The organism is Pseudidiomarina aestuarii, from assembly GCF_048263735.1.
GTDB classification, from domain to species: domain Bacteria; phylum Pseudomonadota; class Gammaproteobacteria; order Enterobacterales; family Alteromonadaceae; genus Pseudidiomarina; species Pseudidiomarina aestuarii_B.
The window spans coordinates 1-19,152 of sequence record NZ_JBLXDX010000012.1 but is presented as its reverse complement, the minus strand read 5'-3'; the positions used below and the strand labels follow the sequence as shown (position 1 = coordinate 19,152).

Below are 19,152 nucleotides of genomic sequence, written 5' to 3'. Positions count from 1 at the left end.
GCCGGAAGTGCCATAGCAACCAGAATCACCGATTGCGCCTGACAGGGCCTCCGACGGCCTTCTGGACACTGAGAAAATCACTCAGCAGTTGATTGCCATCGCTTGCTGCGTTTTTACACGGTCTGGGCCGCTTGCTGACGTTCGCGAGCAGTCACTGGGGCTAGCCCATCTTTGACGTACTGGCGAAGCGAAAGCCTGCCGGAAGACTATTAGCGCTCGGTGCCCTGCTTCAACAACCCGGCGCCGTGACGTCTCCCACCCTACCAGGGCAATGTTCGCGGCTCAGCTCATCAGCTAGCCAGCAAGGCTTTTTTTTACGAAAGGAAGCGACCACAAGTATCACCTCCCGTCACGCACGATTGACGCCTTACCCACGCTTCGCAAATACTGTCTAAACATCCAGTATCCAAGTATACCCCGTGGACAGCATTTCGCTCCTCGGTCCTGTCGCGCTGTCGCCGACGGCCATCCCATTTTTTCTACCAACCGTGCCCGCCGGGTTTCCCAGCCCTGCCCAGGATCACCTGGAGCAGCGAATCTAGCTCGACGAGCTTTTCAAACTGCACCGCCCACAGATTTATCTCGCTCAGGTTTCCGGCCATAGCCTGACGGGGCTCTGCATTCTCGACGGGGACTTGGTGCTGATCGACAAGGCGCTGCAACCACGCCGCGAGGACGTGGTGATTGCCTGCCTCAACGGCGATCCGTTGATCAAGATTTTCGACATCGAGCAGCAGCAGGTTGTGTTGCGCTCGGCCAACCCGGCCTACCCACCGCGTTATGTACTTGAGGGCGAGGAGCTGCACATCTGGGGCGTCTACATCGACCTGTGCCGGCAGGGACGAAATTGTGGCTGAGCAGGTTATCGCGCTAATTGACTGCAACAGCTTCTACTGCAGTTGTGAGAGAGTTTTTCGCACCGACCTGATCCGCACGCCTATCGTGGTGCTGCCGAACAACGACGGCTGCGTGGTCAGCCGCACGCCGGAAGCGAAGGCGCTCGGGATCAAGATGGGCGAGCCGTGGTTTCAGATTCGCCGGCGCTTTGAGGCAGCCGGGGGCGTGGCGTTTAGCTCCAACTACGCGCTGTATTAAGTTAGGTGGAATGCTTTTGAGCTAGGCTGAATCCGTTGACGCTCAGGGGGCGCCCATGACCACCACCCCATTGCACAAGCAAGTGTTAAGTCGTTATTCCAGTGTACAAGCTTGGCTGGAGCTCTTGGGTAATCTGGGGCGTGCGCCGGCCACCCTTGACGCCTATGGCCGTGCCCTTGCGCATTACTTATTGCATTGCGAAGGGAGTGGGCTGAAACCCGAATCCGCGACATTCGAACAAGTCACGCTCTACATCCGTGAGCTGCTACCTGGCGCAAAGAGCGCGGTGGCGAATTCAACCTTGCACCAGCGGCTTACTGCTATCCGGTTGTGGTACGACCACCTCGTTTTTCAGGGTCTTTGCGAGCACAACCCCGTGCCCCGCGGACAGCATGGTCGGCTGGCCCAAGTGCCTGGACATGGAGGGTTTGTCAGGGGCTTGCTCCCACGGCTGATTAAGTTGCCAGACATTCCCACCGATGAGCAGTGGCGACACTTTCTCAGTATTGCGGCCAGGTCGTCTATCCGTGATCGACTAATGCTGTCGTTGGCGTATTTCGGGGCTCTTCGCCGTGCCGAGTTGGTGGCCTTGCGTATTGAGGATTTAGACGTTGCACACCGACTGATCTCGGTGCGAGCGGAAACGACCAAAGGCAAACGCAGCCGCGTCGTGTGCTACAGCCCAGACATTGCACCTGTCTTGATAGAGCATCTACATGCTCTTCGCGGCGCTGGCTGGATGCGAGGTTCGTTGTTTCGATCAGCATCAGATCGTAATCGAGGCTCGCCACTGTCCCGTTGGGCGTGGAGTAAAACGGTTGAAGGGTGGGCCAAGGAAGCGAAACTATCGCACCTGAGCACTCATACCTTTCGCCACCTTCGGCTTACCCATCTGGCCCGTGCGGGCTGGAAGCTCCATGAACTGACCACGTATGCTGGACATCGAGACCCCAAAACCACTTTGATTTACCTGCACCTATCTGGCGCGGATTTAACCGCAAAGATGGCGCACTCCGTCGGCAGTCTCGATGCTCGGATGTTCTGTGAACTCTTTGGGTCTGAGGCATTGCTATGAGCACCCCCTCAGTCACCCCTTATGTTCCGTTCGACGCGAGCAAGTACGTACGTCAGAGCGATCTATCGAAAATCGAGCTGAGCATACTTTCGAATCGCTCTCACCGTTCAGACTGGGGCTACCTCCAATCAGAGATACCTGAGCTCATGAGGCCGCTAGCTGATATAGCGGCGCACAGCGGCGTTTCTCAGCGATTAGCCATTTCATCAGTGGCAGTCATTCTCTGGAATGTCAGCAAAACCGGTAAACCCTACTGGTGTTGGTCTGAGTCGCAGTGGTTGACCTTGCTCAGTAATCGAGCAGGATCACGACCATATCTCGCTTCCGTTGCTTACCATCTCGGCGATTTTCGAACCCCGCAGCGTATCGCCAAATTCCGGCAGCCGGCGATATATGCTTCTTTTATCTTCGGCCATGCCGTGTTCAGACATGAGCACGTTCGCTTGAGCCAAGCGTTGAGATCGCTGGGCTACGCTGCTCGCCATCTTGAGCAGTTCCTTTCCAACGTGCTGGGTGCCTTGATGCTGGAAAACGGCGATCCGCGGTTGGAGACATTCACCGAGGAACTGCTACTGAAGGGCCAACAGCATCGAAGCGAAGGTGTCGCGAGATCGGTCGGAAAGGTATCTCACGGCCTCGCTGCCATGGGGATTTTGGCGAAACCTTTACGCATGCGAGGCTATACCTGTTGGCGGGCGAAAAGCATCGAAGGCATCGATCCGACTTGGGCAATGTGGTGCCGTCGATGGCGAGACACTTCCACCTTGCGTCCACGCACACGTGAAAGCAATTACAGTTTTATCTTGAGGACCGGTGTCTGGCTAGCGCGCGAGCAATCAGGAATGGCGGCGCCTACCGATTGGAGCATGTCCACTTGCGCTGCATTTATTGCTGCCGTCGACCGGATGACGGTCGGTGAGTGGGCTTTGGAGTCAGCGAAGGGAACACAGCTAAAGGGGCTTGGTCAGCCTATCGCTGCCAACTCGAAGCGCGGCTTTCTACATGCCTTGCGACGATTTTTTACAGACTTTGAACTCTGGGGATGGGGTCGTTTGAAGTTCAGCCCCCGGCATCACCTCGCCACCCCGCGATCCGTGACATTCAACTCGGGTATCAACCCGCGGGTAATTGATGACTCGACCTGGCTCAAGCTGATTTGGGCGAGTCTAAATCTTGAGCGTAGTGATCTGCTTTCGGAGATTCACTATCCGCTGTCGATGGTTCAAGCCATTGCTGTAGTGTGGACGCACGCTGGTTTGCGCAGCAATGAAATCATGCGCTTGGATAAAAGATGCGCGCATCCTCAGACCAATGATGTGGTACACGAGGATGGGACCATCGTTCCAGCAAAAACTTTATGCTATCTCGATATTCCTGCCAGCAAGACGTTCAAAGCTTTCGTCAAACCTGTAGCGGTGGTCGTGAAGGAGCGCATTGACGCCTGGCTGGAGGACAGGCCTGCTAACCAGGCCGCTTTGCTGGATGAGCGAACCGGGGAAAAAGTTAGCTACCTATTTCAGTTTCGAGGCAAGCGCATAGGCTCCAGTGTCATTAATGGCACCATCATTCCAATGCTATGCGCCAAGGCGGGTGTGCCACTGGAGGACAGTCGCGGGCGAATCACCAGCCACCGGGGACGTGCCTCCGCAGTGACGGCGCTCGCCAGCGTCCCTCAGGGCATGTCGCTGATCGAGCTAATGCAGTGGTCGGGACATAGCTCGCCGAATTCGACTTTGCATTACATTCGAATTCGGCCTACCAAGCTGGCAGCATCCTTCGTTAAAGCCGATCAAATGGCCCATATGGTCTCCGTTTTGATCGATCATGACGTAATTGTTCGCCATTCAGATGCCCCCTACACCTTCTATGACTTGGGCGACTCGTATTGTTCAAATCCCTTCTGGAGCAGCTGCCCACATCGCATGGCCTGTGCGGGGTGTGACTTCAACTTGCCGAAAGCCAGCGCAAGGGCCCAAGCATTGGAAAGCAAATCGTCTATCGGACGGTACTTGGAGGCCGTGCCTTTAACTCCCGACGAGCGAGCCATTGCCGAGGGCGACTTGGAAAAGCTGGAGAGCCTCATTCGAAAGCTGGACAATGTGCCGGCTCTAGACGGCAGGATGCCGAGGAGATCGATGAGAGAAAGAGGAGGCTATAAGTAGAAAAGTTCTTAAGCGACTAGTGGCTCGCTAGACATACCTGTCGCGTTACTCCTAAGTTATGCGACACACTAGATTTTTCGGGGTTTTGCTGGGCTGCGGGTGTCGCAGGAGTGTGCCGCACGTAGATCGAAGTTAAACCTGATGCTAGGCCGGCTCATGCACTAGCCGGATGTCGATTTCTCTGTCGACATACTGCCACTCCACCGAGGCTCGGAGTTCGGCCAGAAGCCTGTTAAAGGCCGTCTCATCAGACGGGGAATATTCGAACCAAGTCAAGAAGTCGAAGGGTTCGTTCTCGCCCAGGTCCCGACAATGGTGGAGGCGGCGGGCCACAGCAGGGAGATATTGGAGCCCGATGTGAATGTGACGGGACTGTTCCTCAAAAATCTTCCGGCGTTCGTCTTGAGACAGTCCCCACCATGAGGGGTTTTTCCGGATAGGGATCAGGGCGGCGCAGGTAGCCTCTGCTCGACCCAAGCTTGGCTGCTTCGCCACGAGACGATCCTTCTCTTCACGCACGACATAGCGCTCGTTACTCGTTATCCCGCGAAGGAGCCATTTGGTGCCCGGAGGCTGCGGCGAAACAGAGCCAGCGGCTACGTTGAGCCGTGGGATTCCAGGGAGAGGGGCTCCTGCCACGGCATTCATCGCAACAACGCGCCAAACCCCCGTTTCTCCACCAGCGAACGTAAATACTCGTGTATTCATCAGGTTCCTCTCAGGCCTTTCGCCTATTTCTCAGATAACGCAAAACCTGCACTGCCCGGCGCAACCACGGAGACAAATATGAAAGGTCCTGGACCAGAGTTCACGGCACCATGTACTTGCCCAGGTTTTGCAATGGCAATATCTCCAGCTTTAAGATGAATTTCTACGCCGTTGCCTTGATAATACTTGGCCTCACCTGAGATAACCGTCCAAGTATCTTGGCCGTGAGGATGGACATGGGCAGCTATTTCCTGCCTAGGGTAGGCGTGCCAAACTACAACGACAGAATCGTTGGTCTCCAGAACAACTGAACGGATCGGTTCGCCGTTAGACGGACGGACATATTCGTCCACCGAAAAAATCCGCGATTCCGTTTCTGCTTTCATGTTCACACTCCATTCCTGCACCGCAAGGTGACGTGCATCTGGCACTAACACCAAGACGAAGCCTTGATCTTGATGGGGGCGGAGAAGCTCGACACGCCGAACGGCATCATGAAGAGCACTTTCATGCGGCACCAACCATTTCTTTTAACGACACGAGGCTCGTATGCACATGACGATATGTACTTGAGCGCCTTTCGGAAAAGCTATGTTATAGGACGGAGACCGTCAATACTCCGTCGTGGGTAGGCATGACAGAACGGTAGGATAACGGCGACGTTTTGGTCATATGTACATGGGAGGGCGGTTCACCGCTCGGCAGGGGTGTTGTCGATGGACAGGTGTCCGCCTTCGATGTAACAGATCAGCTTTGACCGGTTACTAACAGGATGACCGGATGATCCGGTGAGCGACGGCGATCTCCTCAGAAGCTACAGCCATACCGGTTGGGTATGAGAAGCTCCAAGGGCGAGCATGGCCCGGTTCTTATTGACTTTCTATTACACATAAATGCAGACATCAGCAATCGGGTGATGCGAGTGATGGCTGAAATGCTGCCAGGCATTGAGGTTTACTCCATCGATGAGGCTTGGGGCGACATGACCGGGTTTGCCGACCCGGCAGAGCTGGGCAGAAGCATTCGCAACCGTCTAGCCCATGAAATTGGGATGCCCGTCGGAGTAGGCATCAGCACTACCAAGACCTTGGCCAAGCTCGCGAATTGGGCAGCGAAGAAATGGAAGGCCACTGGTGGAGTGCTCGATCTGACCGACCCTATCCGCCAAGAGAAATTGCTTCGATTAGCGCCTGTGTCGGAGGTCTGGGGCGTGGGGCACCGCTCGGCTGCCAAGCTAGCGGCCCTGAAGATTTCTACTGCCTGGGAACTGGCTCAGTTCGATATCGGCACATTGCGAAAGACTTTCGGCGTGACCATGGAACGCACATCGCGTGAACTGCGTGGTGTGAGCTGTATTGGCTTCAATGAAGGCCCCCCTCCGAAGGAAGCCATCTGCTCGAGCAAGATGTTTGGAGCACGTCAGACAGAGCTACAGCCCATTCGGGAAGCACTAGCTGCCTACGTGGCTCGAGCGGCCGAAAAGCTGCGCGCGCAGAACTCGCTGTGCAGCACTATCCAGGTAGGGCTCCAGACCCAGCTGGCTGATCGCAATGGGCCACGTTTCGCCGATGCCATCACCTTGGCTCTACCCTCTCCTACAGATGACACTCGCGAAATTTTGGCCGTGGCCCAGCGTGGTCTAGGGCAGATCTATCGTCCAGGCTACCCGTTCTCAAAGTGCTCCATCTTGCTCATGAATCTGAGCCAGCGCGGTGAGCTGACGCCGGATCTTTTCGCACCCAAACCACGTCACGGTGCCGCGCGGCTGATGGCAGTTATTGACCAAATCAACCGCAGAGAAGGAAGAGGCACTGTGCGTATTGGCCGAGTGCCTGCGACACCGGTTTGGGCTATGCGTCGGGAGATGCTAAGCCAGCGGTACACCACACGCTGGGATGAAATTATTGGTGTGCGAGGCTAGGTTGATGAGGTGTCCGCTTGCGGCCAGAAGCGGCCACTAATTTCTTGGCAATCAACAGCAGAAAAAGCATTATGGAAACAACTGCTCACGCGCAGTCCCATCTTCGGCGGCATGGATGCCTTGCTTATCTCACACAAGCATTCATTCCTGCTAGCTTTGGCGACATGCTGTGAAGCGCGGGCTTATGCCGCATTCGGCCGCCCTGGCTTATACCGCGTTCGATATAACGTCGCAGCAGAAGGGAGTGAAAGATGCATAAAACACTGATCCGCAAGAGAAAAGTCAACATTGTTAGCGAAATGTTAGGCTGCGTATTAGTCGAGCGTTCGGTCTAATCACTGTTAGTGGCTTTTCTCCAGGTCATGTCAGGGTCACGAACGTTTGAAGTAATCCAGCAGTAATCCGACAGCTCCAGTGTTCGGCTAACGCCGTAGAAAGCACAATCTAGAGGTTGATTAACGAGATAGTAGATGGTCCGGTGAAACCGACTAAGAGAAAATTGTGAGTCTGTAACTGACGTTGTGACGCGGCCCGGAGAAATTATGATCGAGAGAGTTTTCAGAAGTAGTCGGTTTATGGTGTGGGTGGCAGTCGTTATCTGTGCGGTGTCATCTTTGCTCTTGTATGGTGCCTCGGTTAACATAATCTGGAATACCGCACTGGATGTAGTACGTGATATACCTGTCTCTGCTGACGACGGCAAGAGCCTCGCGGTTCGCCTCCTGAAGCTGTTGGATCTCCTGCTGATCGCTATTACTTTTCAGATCATGGCGGTTAACCTGTATCGTCTGTTCATCCGTCCGGTGTCTGATGATGACAGAGAATCCCAAAACCCTCTGGACATTAAGAGCTTCCATGATTTGAAGATAACAGTAAGCCAAGTGGCTGTTGTGCTACTGGTGGTTCTGTTCCTTGAGCAGGCGGTAGAGATTGGCGCTACGATCGCTACGTTATACTTTGGTGCTGCCATCGGTATCATTATTTTGGCCTCGGTATTCGCGTGGAAGAATATGAAAGACTGATGCACAGCACGCGGTTAGACGTCACCTGCTGGTTGCCTGAACTAGAGAGGCAACCACTCCGCAGAGAATGTAGGCGGCCAACGCTTCATGGGAGCCTGCTTTGGGCAAGAGCCAACGTCACGGGCGTCTGCCACTAACCAATCCAAGCATAGCGACACCATTTCGGTTGCGGCTTCGCCTTCACTACAAAGCTGCGCGTGTTGGCGGCGTTATGCGCATCCATAGAGAGGGTACTCTTATTATTGAAATCAGGAAGGCAGAAAAAGCGGACGTTCCTGCGATACTCGACCTTGTTCGAGGAAAAGCGGAATTCGATGGGTGTTTGAATTCGCTTCAATCTACGGAAGCTGACATTGAGGAAGCTTTCTTCTCCGAACAACCCAAGGCGTTTGCGCTCTTGGCCATGAAGTCAGGCGAGGCCGTGGGTATCGCGACGTACTACAGTATCTATTCCACGTTCATTGCCAAGCCTGGCATCTGGCTAGACGATCTGTTTGTCTATCCGCAGTTCCGGGGAAGCGGTGTGGGCGAAGCTCTACTCTCAGAGCTGTGTATCCTCGCTCAGAATACTGGCTGCGGGCGTATTGACTGGATCGTGGCTACCGACAATGATCGAGGAAGGAGCTTCTACGAGCGCTCGGGCGCTCGGATATTCGAAGAGGTACGGCGTGCCCGGTTAGATGAATGTGCGATCAACGCACTTGCAGAGAAAGCGCATAACAAAGCAATGCACCCGACAAGCGGGTGATTGCGGCGTTAGGCACAGTCAAACACGCAACAATCCAATTCTTTCAACCCAGGGGTCTCCCAACTATGAAAGTCAAACTTGTAGCATTAACAGCATTAGTCGCACTTACCTCAAATATTGCGAACGCAAACGAGCCCATCGTTGTAAATCAGGCAGTAACAGAGAAGGAAGCATTAACAGCTCAGCAAGCATGGTGTGCTGCTCTTCTTGATATCAACGCCGCATACGAAAAGGATGGAAAAGTAGCAGCGAGAGCATTGGCCGAGAAAGTCATAGATTCCGCTTACGCCTACCAAATGGGCGCAGTACTCTTTAAGCCTACGCTCACGGTGAACCCTCAAACATTTCGCCCCACACGTGCCGGTGCGCTATCTTATTTCGTTGGCGGTGACCCATCCTTCCCTGCCGACACAGGTTTTGCTCTAAAAGGCTGGAGAAAATGTGAGCCTGTCACTTCTGCTATTTTTCTTGATGGCAATAGCGCAATTACTATGGGGAAAGTTCACTTCACAGATAAAAATGGGAAAGTGACTACCGTTGACAAAACGTGGGGTTACGTTAAAGACGATGCGGGAAATTTGCGCATTAACCTTCACCATTCATCATTGGAGTACCAACCTAAGTAAATCCGCTATAAACCCATAGGCAGTGGAGTTGTTGCCTAACAAGTCATTCCAGCGGACTGCCTACGGCAGCCGCTGAATTCCAACGTTAGGTTATCCGAGCAAAAGTGACCCGCCCCTCATTCCTCAGTCACTGTGAATGTCCGCTTCTGGCCGGTAGCCGCCCGTCGTGGCTGGCTGCAATCGGCCAGAAGCAGTCGTTGAAAATGAGCCTACGCTACTCATGGCTCATCAGGTTTCAACGCCAGAGGCCAATTCTGGATTCGCCATACTATTACGGGAGGGAGCTACACGGCTGTCTCCAACTCGTCCGACTGTGTAACGGTTAACTATTCGTACTGAGTCTATAGTATTGGCGGTAGGTTATTTTCGTGGCCATCCACCGCAGGCTGGTGGCCATGGAAATTTTAGGACGGACGATATTTTGTCGCACAGCTTAGCGAGCAAGGAGCAACGCAATGGTGTCAATAAACACGGTTTCTAGCTCAATCGCCGGCTCAGCTGGCTCGGTTGAACCCAAGCCAGTTAAGTCTTCGGCTACTGGCTCCTCTTCTCAGAATGAGACACTTGTCAAAAAACAGGAATCGGCCACAGTTAGTATCAGTGGAAGAGCCACAATGCTTTCCCGTTTATTTCATTCAGATGGCTCTGTTGAGCCAAGAATAGAAACAACGACGACTACAAGGAACACTTCTGGCAGTGTTTATAATTTTCTTACCAAAAGTGACAGGGAAATGCTGTCAACCGTTTATGAATATGCAAGTGCAAACGGAATAGATCCGCTTAAAGTCGATGGCCTGGCTTTTGACCTGGGGGCCTACCGGATGGCCGGAGCTGGTGGGCCTATGGATACTGCGGGAAAATTGTATGATCCCCAAGGTGATCCCTTCATTCCTGAGTTTAATGCAGAGGATGAGGCTGTTGCACAAAGGGTGTTAACCAGTAAGGCAATGGGCGATACCTTGATTGATCGTGGCTTTCTGGAAGCCGTATTTAGTCCGACAAGGATGTCTGTACATGCGTCAGACTTCTCGTTTCTGGAAAACATCGCCTATGCATTCTCAGCATCTGGTTCTGATGGCGCTACTGACCCTAGTGCCAAACCAGTTGTTCGATACAATGCTGAAGATTTTCCAGCACTAAATTTGGATTATCAGGTCTTAGATTCAGGTAGCAAGACAATGTTTTCTAGGCTATCGGGAAATGAGTTAACAAGGAATGTTGGCGCTTTGGGTACGCCCTCTACTAATGAGGGCATAAGTAAGCTTATGGACTTGTTAAGCGATAGTGATAAGGACATGCTCAATAAACTTTATGCCATTACCCAGAGCAAAAATGAAGACCTCTCGAAGTTAGATAATATAGCGCTTATGATTGGGAGCTATCGAATGATTGGTCGGCTCCCATAAGCACGGTGGCGAGCTGCTAGGCGACTTAAGTAATTCGCAGGGTCTGTGCTAATAGTTAAGAAGACCTTAGCCGTGCCGAAATACTGAATCGCCACTAGTTTTGTAGGCATTCGATGACCGCTTTTGGCCGCTCGTGGCCGTTAGCCTCGTCGGTGAGATGGCCGCTCCCGGCCAAAAGCAGCCGCCCGAAGCCGTCTACGAAAAGAAGGTCTACTCACAGTATCAGTCAATCCGCTTGAAACACCTTGCGACCTTTCCTCGATTGCGAAGCCACAAATGCACCTCTAGAGTTGCCTCCGCAACGCCGGGCCCCTCTGACAGCTAACCGCTGCCATGTCGGAGTTGCAGTTTGCACAACTTCGACACTTAGAGGAGGGGCTCATGACTGCCCTAGAACCGTTCTTCCTGGCCGAATTTCTCGGCACTGCCACTTGGTTGTGGCTCGTTTTTATCAGCATAGTGATTGGCCTGTTGGTCTTCGACCTAGGGGTGCTTCACCGCGAGCATCGCGAAATTGGCATTCGTGAAAGTTCATTGGCAAGATTCCATCGGTAATCTCCCTGAGTGTGACCCTGAGTCTGCTGCTGCTGCTGCTGGGCGGCGTGCTGCTGTCCCTTTGGAAAACCCGTGGCCAGCCGGCCCCGGCTGGCCCTCAGGTGTAAATCAAAACAGGTGGAGGTAGCTAGTCGGCTGCCTACTGTCGAATTGGCAACTTTCAACACTGGAGGCGGTAATGAAAAAAACGCTGCAATTGACAGCTATGGGGCTGTTACTGGTGGGCTTGGCCGGCTGCGACGCAGCCGAGCAATCGGCGCAGAAACTGGCCGAGAAGGCTGAGCAGGCAATGCAAGACGTAGCCCGCGAAACGGTCGATGGGACCCTGCAACAACTCAATAAGCAACTGAATGAAGTACAGCAGTCAACCAATGAGTGGCTAGGCAAGCCGCCGTCCAAGGAAACGCAGGAGGGCGAGTTGCAGGAAGGTCTGCCTGAAACTAATGAGTCAGGAGAGCCTATCGACAAAACGGCAGTTGAAACCTAGTTGGCTGGCAGAGTGCGTGGTTTGTAACCATTTGGAGCAGACTACGATACGGCTAATTATAGTTGGCCGCTTTTGGCCGCTTTTGGCCGATTTCCGCCCTTGGTGAGCGGCAGTTTAGAGTTGATTTACACCTGTCAGGCTTGGCCAGTGGACTGGTCACGTCCGATGCAAGCGACTGGTCAAGTCGAATGCAAATGGGTGGTCAATTACTCTCTTTAGCTGATATGGCGATGGAAGTATTGAATGTTTTCACTCAGCGCGCGATCTACAGCCACGCAGCGAGCATCCACCCAATCTTGCTCATTATTCGCTGCAGACCAATCACGTGTTTGGTCTAGTAGCTTTACAGTCCAAGTCATGTTGAAGCCTTTGAATTTTCCTTGCTGAACTACCTTGCGCAATTCGTCAAAGAAATAAAAAACGACTAAACGCCCTACCACGGCATAGCAACCCAAAACAGACAGCGAAGCGTTTTGAGTAATATGGGCAAAGTTATTTTCCACGTCAGCCTTTTTGCTGCATTCGTGGCCATAGACCTCTTTGATATAGTCGAGTGCAGCAGTGAACACCTCCCACTTAGTCGTATCATCTGTGATGACAGAGCCAACCTGACGGCTCAATGCCAACGGATCAAAAGTCTTGGCCGGTGCGGTCCGGTGCGCGGGAGGAGCTAAGGTATAAGTAGCTTGCGGCTGGGCTTCTCTAATACGCAGAACATCATTCGCAGCCTGTCTTGCAGCGCCCTTTGTTTCTGGCGAAAGCCCAGCGCTATGCTCATAAATATCTAGAAAGCGGATCAGAGCCGTGGCGAGGACGAATCTCGACTCCGAGTCAGGGTGATTGCGAATCCACTTGATGAGGCTCCGAATCCACGCATCCTCTGCACGAAGACCAGTTCGCCTCATCAACTCCCTAGCAAACAGAGCTATTTGGCCATTATCGCCCGGATTGAGGCTCGTAGCATCCGCCCATTTTCCTGCTAGCGAAGCCATGCGGTTGCCAGCCATAAACCATCCAATCACTGCTCACACTCCTTTGCAAACTGGTCATCTCAATTGTTCATCAAACTTGTAGCATACATGGCCTTTTCATCAATCTAGGCAGCAACTGAATAGCCCCTATTTCTGTAGGCGCCTGACGTCCGCTGTTGGCTGCTTCTGGCCGATTTCTGCCTGTCGGCACTTGCCGAGATCGCCAGAAGCGGACAGTCAGCACTGACTACGTATCTGGGTCGATTCAATGGTGGTCAGGCCTCGTCATCTACCTTGATCGGCTGGATCAATTCCGGCCCATGGTTGCGTACGTTCCCTACCACCTTACTCACACGGAACCACTCAAATTCCTCGGCCGGCCTTGGTGCAGCAGCATCTGTTCTGCCCAGTGGTTGGTAGTGGTGGGGGCTATCCATTCCCCTTCCAGAACGTAGCGCGGAGTATGGTCCTAATGCTCGGATTTCAGGTCGTAGCTGAGTCTTTCCAGGTAAATTTATGAACACCGGATCAGGTCTTTTTTCGAAGCTGTGAAACCGGCCGCTCCAGCATCGATTGCGTTAGCCCGTGCATATCCGCATTGGCTTGCCAGATCAAAAACCGGCTATGCATATCTCGAACAGCAGCTAACAGCTTCTGATTGGTCGCTGTCAGTTTCTCAATGTGCTCGTTGGCTGCCTGAATATCGCTAATCCAGCCCGGCTTCAGCTTCTGAGCCTTCAATGCCGCCTTGCAATTCTTCATCGCTAAATCCACGGCAGGTAGATTCATCAGGGACTGGCGAGCACGGCTGATACCCAATCTCTCTTTGCAGGCCTCAACGAGCAAAGGCCAGGTCAGCTTCGGCTCTGACCATTCCTCAATCAGCTTAATGATGCGTTTCTGATCCTTTGGCGTTAAATGCCCCATCGTTAACCCTCGATCTCATCCAGCAAAGCCAGGACGTCATCCAAAGATGGCAACGCCTCTTGCGCCTGGTTCTCTTCAATGACTTTGACTTCGATCAGCCCAGACATTGCGGCGGCGTTCTTGGTCAGCGTCCAACCGTTATCAGCGTTCCACACAATGGCACCATTTTCGAGTTCGGGGTTTTCCAGCGTTTGGATGAACGCCTCGCATTTATAGAGCTTCTCACCCAGTTTTTTAGCTGACTCCGACGCCCCAAAAACACCCCGAGACTGCGCATCCAGGGCTTTATCGAGGCGGAGCTTAAGGTCGTCGCGTTCTTCCCTGAGGTTGCCAAGTTTCACGTCATCCCCTTTGACACAACCGAGCAGCCCGCAGTCCAAACAGGCGCCCATTTTCGGACAGGGCTCGGAAGCAAAATTGTGCACACAGACGCCGAGATGGGTTTGATGGATAATGCGGTCCTGCTCACCCTCGCTCAGCTCCCTCACATCAACCAGGCTCAGCGGCTGATTGGTTTTGACCTTGTTCAGACGCTGAGCAGCGGTACTGTGCTTCGTTTTGGGGTGGTAATCCGCAACCCCTTGGGTGCGTTCCTCGATGGTTTCATGGTTGTAGACCGATCCCATCGTCGTGCGCCCGGAGAAGGAATCAATCAGGAGTTGCGACAGACCGGCCTGGTACATCCGCGTATTCAATTCGTGCCGAAACGCGTGCGTGTTGACCTTGACGCCGGGGTAGCCATGGCGCTCGAACAGACTTTTCCTTGCCGGGTCGTTCGAACTGCCTAATTGCACAGACATTCGTATAGGGTTCGCCGCGATTTCTACGCCAAACCCGTGTGTCACAGCGGTGCCACCGGAGCCTGCAGCCAAGGCTCCGGTGCGCATGGTGAACAAGGCATCACGGTACTTCACCCGCGCCTTGCCCTCCGTGTACGGCGTGGTGTAAGGAAAATCCTTCGGGAGATACTTCTCCCGCAACAGCACATTGAGCTTGCGCAGCGTGATCACGCACCGGTCGTCAAACTCAATACCCTGGACTCCTCGCTGGCCCTTAACAGTTATGCGCTTCCCTGAACTGGTATCCCACCCGCCACGGATTTCGGCCAAGAGGGCTCGGGCGGCGGGGCTGAGCGCCTTTTGCTTTTCCAGGGGTTTGAGGAAATTGTAGTTGAATGTGGATCGCCAGGCGTTCTCAGGAGCGGAGAGTTTCAGCGCGGCACAGGCTTCGGCGTAGGTGAGCGGCTCATCAGGCTCCTTGGGTGGCCGCCCTTCATGGGGCGGAAACTCATCGGGATGTTCTTCCAACCAGGTGGCGTAAGCCCGCGCCTCATCGGTGATCGGTTGCAGTAAGGTGATGACCCGCTTGACGACCGGCTCCATCTCCGGTTTAACGACGGGCTTCAGCGTGACCTTGATTATCTTTTCCGCATACCAGCGGAGGAACAGGCGCCGATTGCCCTGGGCATCCTCCTTGAACACTAGGCAATCCAATTCAACATCCGCCAATTCACCCACGCGACTCGGGGCGCTCAGCAACAGCGCACAGGTGGATGTCACAACGATATCGAGCGGGCGGATCAATGCGTTATTGAACATCTCCCCGAGCGCTTTGATCGCTTCGGGGCTGGGCAGTTTCTGTTCCCGATCCGCTTTTTGCTGTTTGAGCGTGCCACGCGGCTTCCTCGCCAGTGGAGAGGTCCACCGGAAATCGGTCTTGAGCAGTTTTTTGGCCCGCATCAGGGTGATGAGGGCCTCAAGTTCCAGCCCGTAATGATATGCGTTGTCGCCTTTTGCCCAGTGACGACTCAGGTGCTCGCACGCTCTATTACAGACAGCGGCGGACACCCGCGTCACATCCCGCGTGCCGGTCAACTCGAACAGGGCGGCTTCCAGCGCCTTCAGGGCTTTCAGCCAGCCATCTATCGTTTTTTTCTGCAAATACACCCGCCGGTACACCATGATGGCCTTGGCAAACTCCGTGAATGGTGCCTGCATCGCCTTTGGGGCTGCCTTGGTCGATCCCAGCGCCGCGAAGCTACAGCTTGGGACGCCATGCGCGTGCCAACTGCCGTCCTCCCAGCGAATACTTGCGTGCACGTGATTGGGAATGCCTTTGGGCAGGGTCTGTTTTGCCCATTGGATAAACGCCGCGGGCTGAGCTTCCGCAGCCAGGTGGGTTCTGGGCTTAAAATCGACAATGTTGTTCGTCGGTTCAGAATCAAAGGCTTCGGTCATTCGCCGTTCCTCCCTGATTGGCGCATGGCCTCACAATCCAGAATCACCTTGCGGCACGCCAGAATGGCCCGATCCCAGAGCACGCCGGTCGTTTTATCCGTGGCAATGGTTTGCGCCCGCCGACGTTCCAATCGCTCAAGGACCGCACGGTGATTGGCGTTCAGCAGGGGTTGGAATTTTCCGCATGCGTAACAGGTAAAGGGCGCATCGAGATGGCAGGCGGCAGTGGCACCGCACACTGCCACATCCTCGATTTGTCGATCTGCGCGATCCCCGTTCTTCGCTGAGGTGCGATCCGTGACGATGATCCCGGTGAACGCATTCACAACCAAAGCCAGATGGTCGCTCATCTTCGCGTCGATCAACGCCAGCAGCTCAGCCGACACTTGGCGGTACTTTCGCACTGTCCGAGTGTCGCTGTGCATCAATGCGCGGGCCATCGTCCACTCATCCAGCCCGGCATTGGACAGGTCCGTGCCGAGGGTGTGCCTGAACCGGTGCCCCCTCGTCACCTTAAGCGGCTGATGGGTGCGAGGCGAAATCGGAAAGCCCTCCATCCGCTCGATGCGCTCAAGCCATCCCCCAACCGTGGCTGCTCCCACATGAAAATCCAGCTGCGGCGACTCTTCGAGGGCTTTTTGCAGAGGGGAATCGAGCAAAACAGGGGGATTAAACCGCTCCGAAAATTCTCTCTCATCATCCAGCTTCCGACGAAAGAGCGGCACATTCTCAATGGCTGCATTCCAGTCGGCACCGTCTGGATAGGTTTGCCAAAGTTGCGCCAGAACCGTGGCCTTGTAGGCTTGCACGGTGTTGTAGAGATCCTCATCCAGGCTGAAGGCTTCGGACTTTGTTCGCCATCCCGCCTCGCCGTCTTTTTGTTTTGCCCAATGAAACCTGACCTTGCAGCCCTGATCGGTCTTCGTGAAATCACTAAAAACCATCATGCGTACCTGAGCGCCACGCTGCCCGTAAATCATCAACAGGCGCAGATACAGGTACTGCTCGGGATCTAGCTGACCGTGACAGAACTGCTCATGTATCCATTGGTGCAGCCCGTCCTGCTCCAACTGGGTGAACGGGCCTTCTTCGGGGTCCAGGCTGAGAACCACATCCTTGCTGGAACGCTTTTTCCTGGGCAGTGCCTGGTAGGCCTCGATCAGGGTTCGCGGCGGACGTTGTTCGAGGGATTCGCAGTCGCGCCAAAAGGCCATGAAAGCGGCTAGCACGCTGAACCCGGACCTGGTAAAGCGCTCCCGCAGAGCGATCAGGTGATCCTCGTTGAGCGGGTCAAGCCTGGCCTGAGCAGCCCGCGACAACACGCTGGCGAACTGAGCAACCGAGCCCGCTGCCTGATCGGCGATGCGGTAGGCTAGAGCGGCGTGCAACCAGGGCTGCCAGTCCGGTGAGACGCAGGCAATGGCCGCTTGCCAGTTGACTGAGAGACTGGCCGATTTATCCGGTTTCCACATCGGTTCGGCGGGTGTGAACACCTCCCCACATTTCGCCAGTCGAGGCGTGCTCAGCCATGCATCGTGGCTTTCCTTCGTGGGGGCCCGAAGTGCTTCGATGGCGATGTTCACGCTGAAACTCCTGGTGTCGTGCCGGCCTTCTGACGATTGGCCTTAAATCGCTCTGCCCGTTTCTGTATCGCTTTGTCTGCCTCTTCCTTCCAGAACTTCGCGCCGTAGAGGCCCGGCATGTTCGATTCGGGACTCCAGCCGAACATCCATGTGAGGGTCTTTTGAACTTGCGTGGTGCGATCCTCCGGCGTGAGCGCTGCCAGCTCCTCACGCATGCTTTCCAGCATGGTGTAGACCGCGTCATGCCTGAGAATATGCGGGTGCACATGAGCCAGTTCCGGCGCTATTTCTCGAACCCTGGGCAGAACGCCATCCACCGCTTTGATGGTCAGAGGTCCGCCCTCATTGCGCTTGTGAGCCACCAGCAAAAACGGATGGCTTCTCGCTTGCGATGCGCCGCTACGGGGCTTTCTGTGGCGATATTTCGATTCGTACTCAGTGATTGCGTCATACAGGTCGTCAGTCATCACCAGCATGCGCTCGTGGGTTTTGAATTGCGGGGCCATGGTTCGTGGATCGAGGCTCTCATCCTCCAGGTTGACCACCGCCAGTTGACGACTGTGCCAGTGAATATCGCTGGTCTTGATCAGCAGCATCTCGGAGCGTCGCAGCCCCATGTCGAGACCCAACAGCAAAATGATGTAGTTACGCAGCTTGATGGCTTCATCTGAAAAGGGGTTCTCTGTGCTATCCGGATGCATTATTTCCAGCAAGCGAGTTCGCTCCAGGCTGGTAAGCCCCTTCATTTCGTCCGTTCGCGTTTTTTTCCACGAAGGGCTGGCTGCGCTGATCTTGCGGTTGAGGCGCTTCTTCAGATCGTCAACCGCCTCATATCGTGTTGAGTGATCACCCAACTTGTCATAGAGGAAGGCAAGATAATCGCGTACCGCCTCGATTCGCTGCCGCGCATGGACTTTGCCAACGGATTTGTAGGCAGTCGGATGCAAACGCATCCCCGCGTACTTCATGGCCAGGGTTTCCTTGCTGAACCCCGCGTCCGACACAAACCTAGAAAGTTCAGTGTCTGTCAGGTATTGGCTGGCAGGGCGCTGCTCGATGCGAGAAATCAGATCAATAGAGGAAAAAGCTAGAAACTGCTCAAGCACAACTAAATGCTCAAGGTACTTCTTTGTTGTTTCCAGTGCTCTGCCCGAGTGCTCCATGGTCATGTAGAGGTTGGGGTAGTAAACCGGGACGTAGTCTTGCACCAGCAGCTTTCTACGAGCACCATTCACCACCTGCTCTATGACCTGGAGACCCATATTGTTCCCTCATAAAAAATAACTTTTCTAAGTATAGTCAGGAACAAGTTAAGGTCAACGCAAAATCTAACGTTTTGCTTTCCAAAATTTAAGCGCTTGCCGCTACCATAAAGCACTGAAAAAACGGGATTAAAGGCGAATCAAACCATGTCCAAAAGTGACAAAGCAGGCAAAACAGGCTCTTACGTCTACACCATGCACCGGCTGAGCAAGGTCGTTCCGCCGAAGCGTGAGATCCTCAAGAACATCTCCCTGTCGTTCTTCCCCGGCGCCAAGATTGGCGTGCTCGGCCTGAACGGCGCCGGTAAATCCACCCTGCTGCGCATCATGGCCGGCGTCGACACAGAGTTCGACGGCGAGGCCCGTG

At 54.3% G+C, this 19,152-nt stretch carries 18 protein-coding genes and 1 pseudogene; 12 read left to right on the top strand and 7 right to left on the bottom strand.

Features of this window, described 5'->3' with window-relative positions:
- Positions 1–560: 560 nt before the first annotated feature.
- The 4 genes and pseudogenes from ACN0S4_RS13120 to ACN0S4_RS13105 all read left to right on the top strand — a co-directional run bounded on the left by ACN0S4_RS13120 (position 561) and on the right by ACN0S4_RS13105 (position 4,332).
- Positions 561–857 carry a LexA family protein gene (locus tag ACN0S4_RS13120; RefSeq protein ID WP_226930344.1) on the top strand — a complete coding sequence of 99 codons (297 nt, stop codon included), beginning with the start codon at positions 561–563 and terminating at the stop codon, positions 855–857.
- A pseudogene (locus ACN0S4_RS13115) lies at positions 850–1,092 on the top strand (DNA polymerase V subunit UmuC); the annotation flags it as partial. The gene ACN0S4_RS13120 and the pseudogene ACN0S4_RS13115, both read left to right, overlap by 8 nt.
- Positions 1,093–1,150: 58 nt before the next feature.
- Positions 1,151–2,170 (top strand): tyrosine-type recombinase/integrase, encoded by a 1,020-nt coding sequence (locus tag ACN0S4_RS13110; RefSeq protein ID WP_011914410.1) that lies wholly within the window; start codon positions 1,151–1,153, stop codon positions 2,168–2,170.
- Positions 2,167–4,332, top strand: a complete 2,166-nt coding sequence (locus ACN0S4_RS13105; protein ID WP_011914409.1) for a tyrosine-type recombinase/integrase — start codon at positions 2,167–2,169, stop codon at positions 4,330–4,332. The genes ACN0S4_RS13110 and ACN0S4_RS13105 overlap by 4 nt, the downstream gene beginning before the upstream one ends.
- A gap of 144 nt (positions 4,333–4,476) precedes the next feature.
- Here the strand turns inward: ACN0S4_RS13105 and ACN0S4_RS13100 are convergent, their stop codons facing one another.
- Both ACN0S4_RS13100 and ACN0S4_RS13095 read right to left on the bottom strand, forming a co-directional pair.
- A complete protein-coding gene (locus ACN0S4_RS13100) occupies positions 4,477–4,980 on the bottom strand; it encodes a chlorite dismutase family protein (RefSeq protein ID WP_011914408.1) in 504 nt (167 codons plus the stop codon).
- A gap of 83 nt (positions 4,981–5,063) precedes the next feature.
- Complete coding sequence (locus ACN0S4_RS13095; protein ID WP_071534424.1) at positions 5,064–5,426, bottom strand: cupin domain-containing protein; 363 nt, start codon at positions 5,424–5,426, stop codon at positions 5,064–5,066.
- Positions 5,427–5,875: 449 nt separating this feature from the next.
- On the opposite strand from ACN0S4_RS13095, the gene ACN0S4_RS13090 reads away from it, so the two are divergent.
- The 7 genes from ACN0S4_RS13090 (at position 5,876) to ACN0S4_RS13060 (ending at position 11,805) form a co-directional block, all read left to right on the top strand.
- Entirely contained in the window at positions 5,876–6,961 is a 1,086-nt protein-coding gene (locus tag ACN0S4_RS13090) for a DUF4113 domain-containing protein (RefSeq protein WP_417658089.1), read from the top strand.
- 575 nt (positions 6,962–7,536) lie between these two features.
- Complete coding sequence (locus ACN0S4_RS13085) at positions 7,537–7,983, top strand: YqhA family protein (protein WP_417658088.1); 447 nt, start codon at positions 7,537–7,539, stop codon at positions 7,981–7,983.
- A 100-nt stretch (positions 7,984–8,083) separates the two neighbouring features.
- Positions 8,084–8,731: a GNAT family N-acetyltransferase gene (locus tag ACN0S4_RS13080; RefSeq protein ID WP_015278138.1), complete on the top strand. Its 648-nt coding sequence runs from the start codon at positions 8,084–8,086 to the stop codon at positions 8,729–8,731.
- Between the two features lie 65 nt (positions 8,732–8,796).
- A complete protein-coding gene (locus ACN0S4_RS13075) occupies positions 8,797–9,357 on the top strand; it encodes a hypothetical protein (protein WP_080585066.1) in 561 nt (186 codons plus the stop codon).
- Between the two features lie 455 nt (positions 9,358–9,812).
- Positions 9,813–10,763, top strand: a complete 951-nt coding sequence (locus ACN0S4_RS13070) for a hypothetical protein (RefSeq protein ID WP_278401330.1) — start codon at positions 9,813–9,815, stop codon at positions 10,761–10,763.
- Positions 10,764–11,144: 381 nt separating this feature from the next.
- Positions 11,145–11,318 (top strand): hypothetical protein, encoded by a 174-nt coding sequence (locus ACN0S4_RS13065; protein WP_003245846.1) that lies wholly within the window; start codon positions 11,145–11,147, stop codon positions 11,316–11,318.
- Between the two features lie 178 nt (positions 11,319–11,496).
- Positions 11,497–11,805, top strand: a complete 309-nt coding sequence (locus ACN0S4_RS13060; protein WP_015278135.1) for a hypothetical protein — start codon at positions 11,497–11,499, stop codon at positions 11,803–11,805.
- Between the two features lie 215 nt (positions 11,806–12,020).
- Here the strand turns inward: ACN0S4_RS13060 and ACN0S4_RS13055 are convergent, their stop codons facing one another.
- The 5 genes from ACN0S4_RS13055 to ACN0S4_RS13035 form a co-directional block, all read right to left on the bottom strand.
- On the bottom strand, positions 12,021–12,827 hold the full coding sequence (locus ACN0S4_RS13055; protein ID WP_038663076.1) for a hypothetical protein: 807 nt from the start codon (positions 12,825–12,827) through the stop codon (positions 12,021–12,023).
- A 477-nt stretch (positions 12,828–13,304) separates the two neighbouring features.
- Positions 13,305–13,703: a hypothetical protein gene (locus tag ACN0S4_RS13050; RefSeq protein WP_125023727.1), complete on the bottom strand. Its 399-nt coding sequence runs from the start codon at positions 13,701–13,703 to the stop codon at positions 13,305–13,307.
- Positions 13,704–13,705: 2 nt separating this feature from the next.
- Entirely contained in the window at positions 13,706–15,940 is a 2,235-nt protein-coding gene (locus ACN0S4_RS13045; protein ID WP_417658087.1) for a hypothetical protein, read from the bottom strand.
- Positions 15,937–17,523, bottom strand: a complete 1,587-nt coding sequence (locus ACN0S4_RS13040) for a tyrosine-type recombinase/integrase (protein WP_417658086.1) — start codon at positions 17,521–17,523, stop codon at positions 15,937–15,939. The genes ACN0S4_RS13045 and ACN0S4_RS13040 overlap by 4 nt, the downstream gene beginning before the upstream one ends.
- Complete coding sequence (locus tag ACN0S4_RS13035) at positions 17,520–18,785, bottom strand: site-specific integrase (RefSeq protein ID WP_008567154.1); 1,266 nt, start codon at positions 18,783–18,785, stop codon at positions 17,520–17,522. The genes ACN0S4_RS13040 and ACN0S4_RS13035 overlap by 4 nt, the downstream gene beginning before the upstream one ends.
- 147 nt (positions 18,786–18,932) lie before the next feature.
- On the opposite strand from ACN0S4_RS13035, the gene ACN0S4_RS13030 reads away from it, so the two are divergent.
- The coding region (locus ACN0S4_RS13030; protein WP_417658085.1) for an ATP-binding cassette domain-containing protein at positions 18,933–19,152 on the top strand (220 nt) is incomplete at its 3' end.

Coding starts and splice junctions, on each gene's coding strand:
- ACN0S4_RS13070 (WP_278401330.1), top strand. CDS start 9,813: ATGGTGTCAATAAACACGGTTTCTAGCTCAATCGCCGGCTCAGCTGGC.
- ACN0S4_RS13035 (WP_008567154.1), bottom strand. CDS start 18,785: ATGGGTCTCCAGGTCATAGAGCAGGTGGTGAATGGTGCTCGTAGAAAG.
- ACN0S4_RS13105 (WP_011914409.1), top strand. CDS start 2,167: ATGAGCACCCCCTCAGTCACCCCTTATGTTCCGTTCGACGCGAGCAAG.
- ACN0S4_RS13100 (WP_011914408.1), bottom strand. CDS start 4,980: ATGAATGCCGTGGCAGGAGCCCCTCTCCCTGGAATCCCACGGCTCAAC.
- ACN0S4_RS13065 (WP_003245846.1), top strand. CDS start 11,145: ATGACTGCCCTAGAACCGTTCTTCCTGGCCGAATTTCTCGGCACTGCC.
- ACN0S4_RS13060 (WP_015278135.1), top strand. CDS start 11,497: ATGAAAAAAACGCTGCAATTGACAGCTATGGGGCTGTTACTGGTGGGC.
- ACN0S4_RS13050 (WP_125023727.1), bottom strand. CDS start 13,703: ATGGGGCATTTAACGCCAAAGGATCAGAAACGCATCATTAAGCTGATT.
- ACN0S4_RS13110 (WP_011914410.1), top strand. CDS start 1,151: ATGACCACCACCCCATTGCACAAGCAAGTGTTAAGTCGTTATTCCAGT.
- ACN0S4_RS13085 (WP_417658088.1), top strand. CDS start 7,537: ATGGTGTGGGTGGCAGTCGTTATCTGTGCGGTGTCATCTTTGCTCTTG.
- ACN0S4_RS13075 (WP_080585066.1), top strand. CDS start 8,797: ATGAAAGTCAAACTTGTAGCATTAACAGCATTAGTCGCACTTACCTCA.
- ACN0S4_RS13095 (WP_071534424.1), bottom strand. CDS start 5,426: ATGAAAGCAGAAACGGAATCGCGGATTTTTTCGGTGGACGAATATGTC.
- ACN0S4_RS13045 (WP_417658087.1), bottom strand. CDS start 15,940: ATGACCGAAGCCTTTGATTCTGAACCGACGAACAACATTGTCGATTTT.
- ACN0S4_RS13090 (WP_417658089.1), top strand. CDS start 5,876: ATGAGAAGCTCCAAGGGCGAGCATGGCCCGGTTCTTATTGACTTTCTA.